This window comes from Hyphomonas johnsonii MHS-2, assembly GCF_000685275.1.
GTDB lineage: Bacteria > Pseudomonadota > Alphaproteobacteria > Caulobacterales > Hyphomonadaceae > Hyphomonas > Hyphomonas johnsonii.
The window spans coordinates 290,243-303,736 of record NZ_ARYK01000002.1; the positions used below are offsets into that span (position 1 = coordinate 290,243).

Genomic DNA, 13,494 nt, shown 5'->3' on the forward strand with positions numbered 1-13,494 from the left:
GGGATTCAGGCCATGTGATCGCCAAGTGACCTAGCGTTCAATATCGACATCGTCAGCAAGCTCATTGATCGTCTCAACGTCCATGATCACGATCCGGCCTTCTTCCTTGGCCAGTACGCCTGCGCGTTCCCAGTTTGCAACCTGCTTGGACACGCTCTCCCGACTGGCCGCGATACGCTTGGCCAGTTCACCTTGTGTATAGCGGGATGCGAGCGCTATCGAGCCATCTTCCCGGTCTTCGCTTCGCTCCGCGAGGGTCAGCAACAAGCGGGCCAATCTCGGACCAAGCTCCAGGAACGAAACACTCTCGACCAGACGATTTGTCTTGCGCACGATCCGAACGAGTTCACCCAGCATCGCAATGGCTATTTTGGGTTGTTGCTGCAACAAATTGAGAAAGGCCATTCGCTGGAGCACGAACAGTTCACCCGCTTCGACCATCGCTGCGTCAGCAGAGCGTGGCTCCCCGTCAATCAGCGAGAACTCGCCGAAAATGTGCCCGCGTTCCATCGCATCAAGCGCAATTTCCTTCCCTTCCCGCGTCACCCGCGTCAGCAGAACGCGGCCGGAAAGAACCGCCATCATGGCATCGCCTTCATCGCCAACAGAAAACAGGACTTCCCCGCGGCCGGCACGCCGAACCCGCCCTCGCGAAACCAGTTCGTCGAGCGCTTCAGCATCAAGGCCCGAAAACATGCGAGACGCCTGCAAGAGATCTCGAATGGATTGGTCGCTCATGCAGGAATGCCTCCGTGAAGGGCAGACTATCCTCAGAGGGCATCACAAGGTCAACATGTGAGTTCGCCCCGGCCACCTCTCAGGGCCGGGACGCAGGGCATAACATGATACGAAATTCGCTCGTCAAAAATTCATCAACTCCATGAAAACGCGGTAGACATCCGCCGCTTCGCTTTCGGCAGGATCGGCATAGGTGTCTCCGCCCAGCGGTCGCACTTCGATACATTCATAAGCGCCATACCAGGAGCAGTAGATGTCATCGTAATCCCAGTATCCGGGATCGCTGACAAAGTACGGGTCCCGGTTGCAATCTTCCATCGGGTACGGGTCACTTGGATAGGAATTTTCAATGCCCCACAGATCATCCCAGATCCACGGATCGGGAATCCCTCGGATATCAGCTGACGCGGTGCTGGCCAGGCAGGTGAATATTGTCGCTGCGAGAATGAAGATCTTGCCGGTGTTCATTTCCAGGTTCCTTGCTGGTTGGATGGCCGCGCAGACGGGATGCCAGACGACCCATGCCCCTTATTGCGCGCCGCACGTGCTCAAGGATGTGAGCAGGCTCACACCGATGTCGAAAAAGCAGACAATATCCCTTCTGAAGACGAGCGAGCCGCACCCCCAAGGGCACGGCTCGTCAAACGGTTCTGGATCGGGCTAGCGGCGACGCGTGTCGCTGAACGGGGTCCCGTCCGGGCGCAGGCGATAGGCGATGGCACGAGCGCTCTCATTATAGAGATTTCCGTCCGGCATGATCCGAAGGGTTTCGGTGCTTGTCTGGCGGTAACCGTCAATGTTTGAACGAACCGACAGCGCGATACGGCCTTGCCCAGCAGAGCGGACTTCGTACCTGCACTTGTAGCTCACAGGGTTGTTGCGGGCCATCTGGGCCATTCCAGTGCACGTACCGTCAGCGTTGAACCAGGACATGTTTGTGCCTTGCGGGGTTTGAATTCCCCAGCTGCTTCCAGCCAGCACTGCCTGCGGTTCGAGGTCTATCGATTGAGCTCTGGCCATCTGGCCGGAAAAGAAAAAAATGGATGCAGCCAGAAGCGCAAGAACGTTGCTGACCATTCTGCGGGAGATGATGTGTGACATGATGGGCGTCCTGTGTTCGTGTTGGAGCCGCGTGTCTTTTCCTGCGGCGATGAGGACAACCTGACCGATGCTGTGTTGCGCCGCAGTGAACTGGCTCACACCCTCCAAAACAGGTGACGGAAACAGGTATTTGAGCAAGCTGCCTTGCCAGGCCCGTTACCTGTGAAATTCTCCAATATTCTACTGATACTTGAAACCCGGCAGCGCTGGAGGATACGCATCCGTAAACTTTGATTGACCGGGGCTCCGCCACTTGCCACCAAGCGGCCTGTACTAAAGGAACGCTGTCATGCAGAAATTTTCGCTCCTTGATCTTTCGCCCATTCCTGAGGGAAAAACCGCAGTAGACGCGTTGGCAAATACAGTCGATCTGGCTCGCGCCGCGGAAAAGGCCGGATACACCCGCTACTGGCTTGCAGAGCATCACAACATGCCGGGTATCGCCAGCGCCGCGACAAGCATCGTGATCGGCCATGTCGCGGGGGCCACGTCGACCCTGCGTGTGGGCGCAGGGGGCATAATGTTGCCCAATCATGCGCCCCTCATGGTGGCAGAACAATTCGGCACGCTCGCAACTCTCTATCCCGATCGTATAGATTTGGGACTCGGCCGCGCGCCTGGAACCGACATGGCCACGGCCCGCGCACTCCGCCGTCACCTGGCGGCCGATGACAGGTTTCCACAAGACGTGCAGGAACTGATCGGGTATTTTCAGGACGCACCGGACGGTGCCGCTGTTCGCGCCGTCCCAGGAACAGGCACACATGTTCCTGTATGGATCCTCGGTTCGAGTCTCTATGGCGCGCAACTCGCCGCCTTCCTCGGCCTGCCTTACGCATTTGCTTCGCACTTTGCCCCGGCAATGCTGGAACAGGCCCTGTCAATATATCGCTCGACTTTCCGCCCCTCCGAGACGCTCGCTGAACCCTACGTAATGATTGCAGCGGGGGTCTGCGCAGCGGACACAGATGCGGAAGCCAATTTTCTGCGCTCGTCTCAAATGCTGGCATTTGCGCGTCTGCGCACGGGCAAGCCAGGCAAACTACCTCTTCCGACCGATGACCTCGCTGCTGAAGTCCCGGCTGACATACTGGCTCAAATACACCAGGCGCTGTCCTGCTCTGCGGTCGGGTCCCCTGCGACAGTCAAGCGGCAACTGGAATCAATCATCAACAAACATAAGCCGGACGAACTGATGGTGACCGGAACGATACATGACCACGCAGCACGCGTTCGGTCGTTTGAAACAGTTGCAGGTATTTTGTCCGAACTGGTTGCGCACGCCTGAGCGGCGCGGCCTGTTTTGAGCCGGATTCAAAGTTCATTCAGGCATGCCGTCCACCCCGCGCGCGGGTGAAGTTGGGCCTTCAGATAATTCAAGCTCGAAGAAGATGTGAACGTCTCGCAACATGCCAAAGAGGCCGCCATTGCCAATGGCATACGAACCTGGTTGGTCAGGACTCAGTACGTGCCTATTTCGCACCTGCGGACAAATGATCTGTTCATCCGTTGCAAAGCGTACCGACCTTGCGAAATACTGCGCTATTTGTCCCCGGTAGAAAGGACGACATTGGAGGCGGCAACGGTCAGTGCAGACTGATCAGCATCAAGCGCCGACGGCCGAAGCGCAGATGGATAGGCGCCGGCGAGCAAATGCAACGCTGCTTCTATACTCACCCCAGCGTCGGGGTTTTCAGATCGAATGGCGGCTTCGCTTCGCTCGAACGCGGCTCTGGCTGCCTTGTAAAATCCGTAGCCGTCCAGATAGGGCTCATAATGATCGGACGTAGCGGCGATCCGGTACATGTCTGCGGCGCGTTCAATCTGGTCAGCGCACACACCTGCGGCCACAAAGGCACTACTTGATTCATCATCGGGAGCCTTGGTTGAAGCGTCTCTCAATGCGGCAATGATCCTGTCGGTATGCGCGGCGATTTCCTCTACACTTGCCCCTGACAAAGCCGCGGCCGACGCATCCAGGAGCAGGTCGGAGAAATCATCCACTCCCTGCGCGGTCAGAACGGGTTGAAGGTCAAACAGGACTTCCGAAACCGGGTGGGCAAACATCTCACCAGCAGCTTCATGTTCACCTGCGATATAGGCGTCTCGCGCCGCGACGACATGCGCCTCTGCAATCGCAAGCGCCGAATTGTAGACGACTGCATCGGTTGCAGCCGCTGTCACCGAAACGCCCCCTTCTCCTTCTCCACCCTCTCCACTGAATGCGACCGCCACGTTGCCAGCTTCGCGTGAGGGCATGGCCTCAGCAGGCATCTCTGCAGAAGGTTGGGGGTGTTCTTCGCCGCGAGAGCTGGCTGAACTCTCCGGCCGACCACATGCGCCGATCACCCCGACTGCCATCACGGTCCCAAGACCAAGACGTGTCCAGCGCTTGATTGTGATGTCCATAGGATTGCGACCTTTAAAACCCGTTTTCATTGCTCTAAGCATACTGCCAGTAATTGCAACTTATTCGCAAGTGGAGCGGCCATGCTGCTGACGATCTCTGATATGCTTGACGAAAAAGGGTTGCTCGAAACGCACGCACTGATCGAAACGTTGCGCTGGCGGGACGGGGCGGAAACTGCCGGATCGACAGCCAAGCACGTCAAACACAATCTCCAGGCCGACCTTTCCTCGCGCACGGGCGTCAAGCTCTGCAAACAATTGCTCGTTACCATTTCCGCGCATCCGGTTATTCGCGCTGCCGGCCAGCCCCGAAGGTTCTCAGAGCCAGTGGTGAGCAAGACTGTGGAAGGCGGAGCGTACGGATTGCACATCGACAATGCCCATATGGGCACCGGTGACTCGCGGATAAGAACAGACCTCTCCTACACGCTGTTTCTATCCGATCCTCAGTCCTATGCCGGTGGAGAACTCGTCATAGAACGCGCCGGTGAGACGCTCAGCGTCAAACCGGACGCCGGCTCTCTTGTTCTTTATCCTTCCTCATCTCTACACCGCGTCGCTGAAGTAACACGCGGAGCGCGGCTCGCCGTCGTCGGCTGGATTGAAAGCACCATCCCTGATGCTGGCGAGCGCGAAATGGTGTTTGACCTTGAGAACCTGCGGGCGAGTCTGTCCCCTCAGCTGGCACCGCAATCCGCGGAACGGTTGATACTGGACAAGGTAATAGCGAACCTGATCCGCAAGTTCAGTGCCGCGTGAACTTGCCCTCTGCCGCACACTGACGCGGCGCATTCTACACCCAACGTCTGCTGAGGAAGGCGAGCGAAGGCAGCCTGACCGCCTGCATGGGATGGAGACCAGTCAGAGCGACTGGCCGGACATACCCCGTATAATCCCTTATTGCCGCCAGTGCGCCGCGCGCCGTAGCCTTATCTTTGACCAGACGGACGGAGACCGAGATGGATGGCGCAGGCTTGACTCCACCTCCAGCGGAACGGGACATTGCAGCCGGGCATGTCGATCAGGCCTTTCGCTCCAACGTGAAAGCATTCCTTGATGACGCCCTGACCGAAGCCCTATGCCAGGCGGGTCGCCAGACGACGGGGCTCAAGTCTGCTCCGGACGCCTGCCAGATTTGGCGAGACAAGCTCCATGCACAGGGTTGGCTTGCGCCAACCTGGCCCGTCGAATATGGCGGAGCAGGTTGGAGTACAGCGCAGCGGCTCTACTTTGAGAACGCCTGTGCCCAGCGAGATGCGCCGATCCTGCAATCATCGGGCATCCGCACAATCGGCCCACTGATCATTGAGGATGGGACACCGGCACAAAAAGAGCATTACTTGCCAGCGATCTTGTGTGGTGAGCATGAATGGTGCCAAGGCTTCTCCGAACCCCAGGCCGGCTCAGATTTGTCCGCCCTGTCATTGCGAGCCGAACAAGATGGCAAAGATTTTGTTCTCACCGGTAGCAAGCTCTGGACGAGCTTCGCGCAATACGCCACGCACATGTTTCTTTTGGCCCGCACTGACCCGAGATCGCGAGGTGGAGAGGGCCTTGTATTCCTCCTTGTCGAAATGAACCGACCCGGAATTCAGGTCCGCCCGATCCGCTTCCTTGATGGCGAGTGTGAGACCAACGAAGTATTCTTCGACAAGGTCCGCACGCCTGTATCAGACCGTATTGGTGACATTGGTGAAGGCTGGAAGACAGCCAAGCGTTTGATGTCGATCGCGCGTTCCAACAATACCACAACCGGCGTCCTGCGACGCGCGCACCGGGCTGCGCAACGCGAGGCGGCGGAATCGGGTGGCACCAACTCGACGGTGCAGGCCAGACTATTGGACCTGGGACGGAAAATTGATGATTTCGAGGCATTCGAAATGCGTATTGGGGCTGGCCAGGGTGCCGTGGCGCCAGCGCCAGCCACGTCTGCATTGAAACTCCTTGCAACCGAATTGCATCAGGCCATAACCGAAATAGGGCTGATGGCAGCACCGCATAGCGATTTCGCTCAGGCAAAATACCTCGCCACCCGGGCGGCGACGATTTATTCCGGCACGAGCGAAATCCACCGAAACATCCTTGCCAGAGCAATTGGCTGCCCTTAGCGACGGCAAGCTTGGGCAAAGCTGACCGCCGCTTTCTTATCAGTTGAGCGACGTGCGTGACGAAACAGCTGCCGTGAAGCAGACGCTGTCGTGGGAAACATCAATGTCTGCGCCCAAGGAGCATGTCGGCGCCGTTGCGAAACGAGACAGGAAATCTGACATACATCGCGCCCCGCTGGATGATCTCGGATGAAGTTTTGAAGTGGCAGAACGGTGTCCCGGCCCTCTCCTTAAGCCAAATACTCCCGCCCTACGCCCTGGCACCGAAGTGCTGGCGACTCCCTCCGCAGGTTACTTGGCCTGGAATGAATTGAGAAAGAGTGCGCGCAAATCCTCTACGGGTTTCATGTCGCATGAGCGGCGACCCTTGAAGAGCAGTTCGACGTCGATGAACCGGTCGCCAACCGGGAGCGTCACATAAGTGTTGAGGGTATCTCCCATCTGGTAGCTGTAGACGGGTACCGATTCTGCCCCGTAGTTCACAGTACCGACGACTTCTCCCAGTATCTTCCGCATTGCCTCGGACTGGGCATTGTCGGATCGTCTCACAAGCCAGCGGATATTGTACTCGATCCCGCCATCTGGATAGTCTGGCGACGATATCCTCCCAGAACGCGGTCCATCCAAGAGCTCTGCTTGCCAACCGACTGGCTTATTGAACCGAAACGGCAGCTCCGGATTGGCATTGAAGGACTGAGTCTCCGTGAAATACAGGGGACGGCATAGAGCTGATATGGTTCCGCTTGTAGCTGAACCGGGCGCGGTGCTCGTCTTGCCAGCGTCCGAAGATGTAGTGGGGGGCGCTGAAACCTCTGCTTCACGTTCCTCGACCGGGTCGTCGCCATCGCGCCTCGGTGAAGAGGTGTCACCGGCATCAGTCGGTGCCGGAGGGGGTGCTTTGATATCGGGTGAAGAGGCGGCGTACCATTTGGACGGGTCCGGATCGAAGCAATTGTCGTTTGCAAGCAGGCCTTTCCCGCCCGGATGAACCCGGGGCAAGACACTGAACACTGATTCAACCGACATCGACTCTGGTGCAGCGTCATATTGCGCCCTCTGCTCCTTGCGCAGGTAGCCAGTTAGCTCCTTTTTTCCCAGGACGCGAACACGTCCTGCCATGATATCTGGCGAAAACGCAGTGATTTCGACGGTTCCCACTTGGCCGCCATATGCGATCTGGCGATTTCCGATATAGTGGCCGTCTTTGCCAAGCCCGAAAGAGACGACGAACTCGTCCGGATGCTCATCCGTTGGCTGATATTGTCCGTGTTCCAGATAGGCAATGTCATAAGTTCCCGGCAATATCGGCCCCTCATGGTCCATCGCAACCTCAATGGCAACATCTGATTTCGAATTCCGCATGGTAAGCCGAACCATGCATGGGCGCAGGAATCCTGCCTTCTGGTGGATTTCAGTTGTGGTCCTGACAACGTCCTTGGGGCCGAACTTGTCGAATTCAATCCGCATGGGTTGTTCGATCCCAGGCACGCCGGCACCTTTACCCTTGCTCATGCGACCATATTCCTTGACCACCATAAGGGTCACCGGCAGGCCATCCAGAACAGATGTTTTCGCCGGATTGTCGGCGACATTACTGAGAAAGAACATCGTTGATTCCTTCCCCTCGAAGTCGAACTCCCAGGACGTCATGCGGGGGTCGCCATCATTGCGACCGCGCTCCACTTTCGCATTCTCCGACCGGTAAGGCGGCCCCTCTATACCGGCAGCAAGGTCCTGTATGGAAAAGTGGCCATCTGAGTCGTCCACACGCACGTTGACGCGAACGTCACTATCGTATCCCACTGGTGTGACGAGGAAGCAGGTGGTCGCATTCGCATTGAACGTGTCGACCTGGACGTGGTGCACATTGACGGCATTTCCGAATTCAGGATCATCCGTTTTGCGGAACACAATGGGATAACAACTTGGAAACGCCTCACCCCGCCAGCTGTGCGTCACATCCCTGACCCGAGCAGTATCATATTGTCCGTATGCCTGCATGAAAAGCGCATACAAATCACGGAGCGGCTTTCCGAACTGTGTGCGCAGATTGCGGTCGAGCCAGAATAATTCCGCACGGCAGGGAGCATCGCTGGTCTCGTTGCAATCCCTGGCGACAGCCGGAGTCGCCAACATGCTCGCCATGAAACTGTAGTCGACGCTTTGAGGCTCAGCGCCAGGTGTGCCGCCCGATGCTGTCTCAGCAAGATATCTCCAGAAGGAAGATGTCCTGTAGCCGTCTGTCTCGGGAGGTCTGACGGAAGGAATCGGGAGTGAAAACTGGTAATCCCGCAGCCCCCAGCTCTTGCCTGGTGTCACATCCGGATTGGCGTTCCGCAACCTGCGGACGGCATCCCACGCAATCGCATCTGCCTGACCCTCCGTTATCCAATCGCCAACACTACCCGTGAATTTTGAGCACCGCGAAGCAAACACACTTCCATGCTGAACGGCATGAAACAGCTCATGCGCGAGTGTGGCGTATCCATTTACCGTAATCCGCCCATTATTCAGAACGGTCCCGTCCGGCGCGTACTCTTTGGCTGATAGAATTGCGTCAGCAGACAGGAGGATGATCCTTTCGGAAAACATCCCCTCGCAGCTACCGATCTTCATCCCTGAATAATGCGTGTCATTGATGATGACATTCTTGACCAGGTATACTCTGTGGGCCATGGCGCCGTTTTCGAGTTCCACGACAGGCTCCAGGCTGGGCGGACCGAACCCCCAACTCTCATAAAGCCCGGCCGCGTCATTCAGGAACCTTTCCATCGCAGTCTTGGTTTCCGGATCAAGCTCCACCTCTGAAAAATCGAGAATCTGATCAGGATCAATATTCACGCTTCGCAGCATGCGGGTGACAAGGACGGGGATTTTTTCGGTCCCCGCAATCATGTCTGCATGGCCTGCCGGCTCGAGCGCAACGACCTCAAAGCGTTTGATTGGCCATTCTTCTGCCGAAACCTGTAAACCGCTCATTAGAATAGCGATGCCAATTGCGTAGATGCGCATGAGCCCTGTCAGCATAGTCCCACCTTTCCAGACATGCCTGCACCACGCCCACACGGCGGCAGCGCCAGGCGAACCGGTTCAGTCACCCGTTCCCGTCCCATCCCGCCGATTTGCGACCACCGGCGCCACATCCGCCATGCCGCGCAGGCACGCAGCAACAAGCAATTGGCAATCGCAAAGTCCCGGTATCTCTTCCTTTGACACGACAGGAACTGGCCCCAAACGGACTCAGTCCACCTCAACCGTTCGACACGCGAGCTGCATTCCCACGAGTTGGGCCACATTCTTGCTCGTGCCTTTTCCGGGGTCAAAATGGGCGCGCACGCCTGTCGCCACTGAACCTGACGGACATATAACGAGCGTTTTCCAGTCCCTGCAGTGAGAGAGCTTGTCCTTGGACACGTCAGTCACCGAAGACACGGTGCCCGTGTCGAGGATCTCACCACCACGAACTTCCATGCCCTTCACCCGCCCATTGGACTTTCCGTTGGTGCAAACACTCAAGGCCGTAATTGCAGGGCGCTGCCCGATAATGTTCACGGTATGCTCACCACCTAGCCACTTATTGCCCGAACAGGTGGCGTTCTCACAGGCAAATGATTCTCCACGGGAGCATTGCTCAATGATCCTGACAGCCGTGTCCTCGCCCTCCCGCAATGAGGAAAGTGAGAGCCGACATGCCTTGTCGGATTTTTCGCTCCAATCGATTCGGCTTAGCGCCCGTGTGCCGAACTCGAACGTGTAGGCCTGATCCCCCCGACGGCCAGAAATCGCCGTGTAAGTGGGCGCTCCCGTTGCGAAGCCCACTTCAGGTGTGGTTTCCGTCACTTCGTTGCCTTTGTCACTCTTGTCTCCAGGGGCGTCGCCGAGAATGGCTGGCTTTAACGTCGGCGTGACGTCCAGAGGCTCGAACGGGACGGGTGCCTCATCGGTTTTGACTGTGACAGTCTCGACACCAACGGCGCGGCAAACCAATTGCAGCCCCGTCGCCGCCGGCGTGTTTCCTTGCTCATAATGGATGACAAGCCCGGTCGACAGCGTGCCGGTCGGGCAAAGCACATCCTGCTTCCATGTCTTGCAATTGGCGAGTTCGTCTGTGGAAATAGCCGGATGATAGGTTGTGGTTCCGTCCGCATTGATGCGATCACCATACACCTTGATGCCTTTAATGCGCTTCGAGTTCCGGGATTCGCAAACCTGGATCCGGCCTATTGCCGTCCCCTGCTCCAACCGCACTTCATGACCTGAATCGAAAACCGCAGCCGCGCCAATGCCGGTACATGGCTCCCAGGATTCTTTGCCAAACGCATGATCGAGTGTCCAGAACCGCATATTGCAGGGCTTGTTGTTCTTTTCTCGCCACAGAATGCCACTGATGAAGGTATCTTTCAGGTCAACGATCCTTGTGTTGCCCGAATCAGTGCCTGACACAGCGGAGTATCTGGGCTCACCCTCCGGTCCTGTGAGCTGGGTCGTGACCGCTGCAGGCGCGGAGTCGGATGTGCTCCCGGAAGAGCCAGGTGAAGTTGACGTCGATGCGCGATCACTCAGGATGTCCCGGGTGGAAATGGAAGGGAGCGGCTTCTCCACCTTCCGCACGATTGGGAACGCTGGTTCTTTCGCGGGCGCCTCTTCGTCCGCTGCGGCGCCTTCCTTATCAAGGGAAGGGATCGTCTTGATTTTTTCGCGAGACACATTGTCCAGGTCGCGGGGCGTCGGACCAGCCTGCGCCATGGTCGGCAAGGCGATGATGGCGCTCATGGCCAACAGCAAAGGTAGGGCAATCATGCGATGGGCCATTGTTCCTCCTGATCGGGTCTGCAGTCAGTTGACGTGTTTTCCGGACAGCAACAGCTGAAACCGCGCCTGCCCCTGCTTTCGTGCCGTATTTGAGACGATGATGTCATCCCGGCCATCGCCATCAATATCTCCTGTCGCGGCATCCATCGCGCTGATCGTTCCAGGAAAGGCTTCATTGTAAGGCAGCGGTCGAATCTTTCGCGTTACCGAATCGTAGTCAAACACCATCAACCGCTTATTTTCTTTCGCGTGACGTGCGACGACGATTTCATTATCGCCGTCGCCGTCCACGTCGCCGAAATCAACGGCAACCGCGAAGTATGCGTCCCCCCATAGTTCCCCGCCCTTGTCGATTAGCGCAAATCCGTGCGCCTGGTCATCCAGCAGGAAGAAGCGCGCATTCTCACCTGCGACCCTTCCTACCAACATTTCCTCACCCGGATCATCGTCAATGTTTCCAAAGGCAATTGCCTTTGCGTAATAGGAATCACCCCAGTCGGCGCCACCCGAGCCGACCTGCTGAAGTGCGCTTCCCGTCCATTTCAGGACTTCATAGCGCATATTCATGCCCGACTTCCGGGCTACGCCGAGTTCATCCCTGCCATCCCCGTCCGTGTCCCCGAACGCCAAGGCTGTTGTGTAGCCGCCACTTCCCCAATCTGATCCCCCGATATGAAGCCGTTTGTATGGCGCGCCGGCCTTGGCATCATCAAACAGATAGTAGCGGCCATGCTCCCCGGCCTTGCGGCCGATTGCAAACTCGTCACGTCCGTCATTATCGATGTCCCCGAACGCGATACTGGTCGCGTAGTAGCTGCTGCCCCAATCGGCGCCGCCGGATGTCAGCAGGGTTCCTCCATGCTGCAGGTCATCATAGATGAAATAGCGATTGTTTGTTGTTGACCGCCGCGTCACGCCGATCTCCAGCAATCCGTCGCCATCCACGTCGCCGAATGCGACGTCCGTCAGGTATGCGCCATCCCCCCAATCAGCTCCGGCTGAGAAAACAATCGATCTGTTGTCGGAAGCCCCACCGTCATAAATTTTCAATCGGTCACGTCCCGTCGCACGCCGGCCGACTGCGAACTCCGCTTTTCCATCTCCGTTGAGGTCGCCGACAGCAACAAATGATGCAATCGCGCCATCAACCCAGTCATATCCACTCGCCAGGCTCGTCACCGGATAAGTTGCATTGATGCCAAGAATGTCCGTGTTTGTGAGGACACTGCCGCCCAGTCGCCCAGTATAGTTGGTTGAGGGTTTGGCCCGGATCGTCGTGCATGTTGCCCCACCTTCGCACTCTTTTCCAAACGCCGTTGCCGAATAGTGCATGATCGACCTGAAATCGTAGGGACCTACCGGTTGCGAGCCCTTCTTGAACTTGAAATTGCCCTTTCCTTTCTTGAGGATATTGTCCTCCAGTATGTCGATATAGTTGTCCCGATCGGACCGGCTCTGCTCATGCGCGAATCCAGCCGCATGCAGGAATTCATGGGTGATGCAGCCTGAACCGCACCTTCCTGCCTTGAGCCGCAACACCTGACGCCCCTTTTGTCGGCCAAGTGAGGACCTGCCGACGCCCGGTATCGTGTTGTCGATCACGACGGCGACATAATCAGCCTCAGTGGTACGCGGAACGAGCGTGAGATTGGTCTTCAAATTGAGTGAGCGCACAGCCGCATCGAGCGCGGCCTGGTCCGCAGCTGGCAATCCCGTCGCCGTGTAAGGAATGCGACCGTTCCGCCATAGGGCGTCGGTGTTGACGAGCGCATTAAGCCCCTGCCTGCGGGTCGTCGTTGCCTGCTGGCCGGACGCCCCCCCCTCTTCCAATGGCTCTGGCAACGCCCAGATATCGGCCAGTCGGTTAACAGGCCCAAGTTCGATATCACCATCCAGGACCGCAATTCCATTCTCGATTGCATAAGGGATGATTGACGGATCCGATTCACCCGGAAGAACTGCCGTGATAGTTTCCCACCGAACTTCGGCTTCCGGGAACGCCGGAGGCTTGATCGTTGGCTCCGGTCGCACAACCTTGTCAGGTATGGTGATCGTGGGCGGCCCCTCTTTCCTCACAAGGTCTTTTTTGTCGATCACCTTGCCGCTGGGCAACCGCAGCTTGGTCGATCGATTTGTGTCGGACTTGGGCAATACCGGGCGCTTGGAAAGAGTCGCTGGCGGCTCCAGAGGAGTTGCCTTTGCAGGCGTCTCTTCCTGCGAAACGGCGAGCGGAGCGGACAACCCGATGACGGACGCCACGGCCAGGGCATACAAAGACCTCACTAACATCTTTCACTCCTCGACGATGCGGACACGCCTGTTCTGC

The 13,494-nt window shown here is 57.4% G+C and carries 10 protein-coding genes; 3 read left to right on the forward strand and 7 right to left on the reverse strand.

The features are described from left to right. Positions 1-30: 30 nt before the first annotated feature. The 3 genes from HJO_RS06270 to HJO_RS06280 form a co-directional block, all read right to left on the reverse strand. Complete coding sequence (locus tag HJO_RS06270; RefSeq protein WP_084141651.1) at positions 31-738, reverse strand: Crp/Fnr family transcriptional regulator; 708 nt, start codon at positions 736-738, stop codon at positions 31-33. Positions 739-861: 123 nt separating this feature from the next. Further along, positions 862-1,206, reverse strand: coding sequence for a hypothetical protein (locus tag HJO_RS06275; protein ID WP_035615034.1), 345 nt, complete (start codon positions 1,204-1,206; stop codon positions 862-864). 192 nt (positions 1,207-1,398) lie between these two features. Continuing rightward, the gene (locus HJO_RS06280) at positions 1,399-1,977 is read right to left on the reverse strand and encodes a hypothetical protein (RefSeq protein WP_035615036.1); all 579 of its coding nucleotides are present in this window, start codon (positions 1,975-1,977) and stop codon (positions 1,399-1,401) included. A gap of 151 nt (positions 1,978-2,128) precedes the next feature. Here HJO_RS06280 and HJO_RS06285 point away from each other — a divergent pair, with 151 nt between their 5' ends. Continuing rightward, positions 2,129-3,127 carry an LLM class flavin-dependent oxidoreductase gene (locus HJO_RS06285; protein WP_035615039.1) on the forward strand — a complete coding sequence of 333 codons (999 nt, stop codon included), beginning with the start codon at positions 2,129-2,131 and terminating at the stop codon, positions 3,125-3,127. Positions 3,128-3,381: 254 nt separating this feature from the next. Here the strand turns inward: HJO_RS06285 and HJO_RS06290 are convergent, their stop codons facing one another. After that, complete coding sequence (locus tag HJO_RS06290; protein WP_035615041.1) at positions 3,382-4,248, reverse strand: hypothetical protein; 867 nt, start codon at positions 4,246-4,248, stop codon at positions 3,382-3,384. Positions 4,249-4,329: 81 nt separating this feature from the next. Here HJO_RS06290 and HJO_RS06295 point away from each other — a divergent pair, with 81 nt between their 5' ends. Further along, a complete protein-coding gene (locus HJO_RS06295) occupies positions 4,330-5,007 on the forward strand; it encodes a Fe2+-dependent dioxygenase (protein ID WP_035615043.1) in 678 nt (225 codons plus the stop codon). A gap of 200 nt (positions 5,008-5,207) precedes the next feature. After that, positions 5,208-6,356 carry an acyl-CoA dehydrogenase family protein gene (locus tag HJO_RS06300; protein ID WP_084141654.1) on the forward strand — a complete coding sequence of 383 codons (1,149 nt, stop codon included), beginning with the start codon at positions 5,208-5,210 and terminating at the stop codon, positions 6,354-6,356. Positions 6,357-6,647: 291 nt separating this feature from the next. Here the strand turns inward: HJO_RS06300 and HJO_RS06305 are convergent, their stop codons facing one another. The 3 genes from HJO_RS06305 to HJO_RS17610 form a co-directional block, all read right to left on the reverse strand. Then, entirely contained in the window at positions 6,648-9,368 is a 2,721-nt protein-coding gene (locus tag HJO_RS06305) for a hypothetical protein (protein ID WP_156945440.1), read from the reverse strand. Between the two features lie 228 nt (positions 9,369-9,596). Further along, positions 9,597-11,168 (reverse strand): hypothetical protein, encoded by a 1,572-nt coding sequence (locus HJO_RS06310; protein ID WP_156945441.1) that lies wholly within the window; start codon positions 11,166-11,168, stop codon positions 9,597-9,599. A gap of 24 nt (positions 11,169-11,192) precedes the next feature. Then, positions 11,193-13,457, reverse strand: a complete 2,265-nt coding sequence (locus tag HJO_RS17610) for a M12 family metallopeptidase (RefSeq protein WP_084141657.1) — start codon at positions 13,455-13,457, stop codon at positions 11,193-11,195. Positions 13,458-13,494: the final 37 nt, after the last annotated feature.

Bases quoted from the DNA above. Each gene is read 5' to 3' on its own strand.
- HJO_RS06270 (WP_084141651.1), bottom strand. From the start codon at position 738: ATGAGCGACCAATCCATTCGAGATCTCTTGCAGGCGTCTCGCATGTTT.
- HJO_RS06275 (WP_035615034.1), bottom strand. From the start codon at position 1,206: ATGAACACCGGCAAGATCTTCATTCTCGCAGCGACAATATTCACCTGC.
- HJO_RS06285 (WP_035615039.1), top strand. From the start codon at position 2,129: ATGCAGAAATTTTCGCTCCTTGATCTTTCGCCCATTCCTGAGGGAAAA.
- HJO_RS06290 (WP_035615041.1), bottom strand. From the start codon at position 4,248: ATGGACATCACAATCAAGCGCTGGACACGTCTTGGTCTTGGGACCGTG.
- HJO_RS06295 (WP_035615043.1), top strand. From the start codon at position 4,330: ATGCTGCTGACGATCTCTGATATGCTTGACGAAAAAGGGTTGCTCGAA.
- HJO_RS06300 (WP_084141654.1), top strand. From the start codon at position 5,208: ATGGATGGCGCAGGCTTGACTCCACCTCCAGCGGAACGGGACATTGCA.
- HJO_RS06305 (WP_156945440.1), bottom strand. From the start codon at position 9,368: ATGCGCATCTACGCAATTGGCATCGCTATTCTAATGAGCGGTTTACAG.
- HJO_RS06310 (WP_156945441.1), bottom strand. From the start codon at position 11,168: ATGGCCCATCGCATGATTGCCCTACCTTTGCTGTTGGCCATGAGCGCC.
- HJO_RS17610 (WP_084141657.1), bottom strand. From the start codon at position 13,457: ATGTTAGTGAGGTCTTTGTATGCCCTGGCCGTGGCGTCCGTCATCGGG.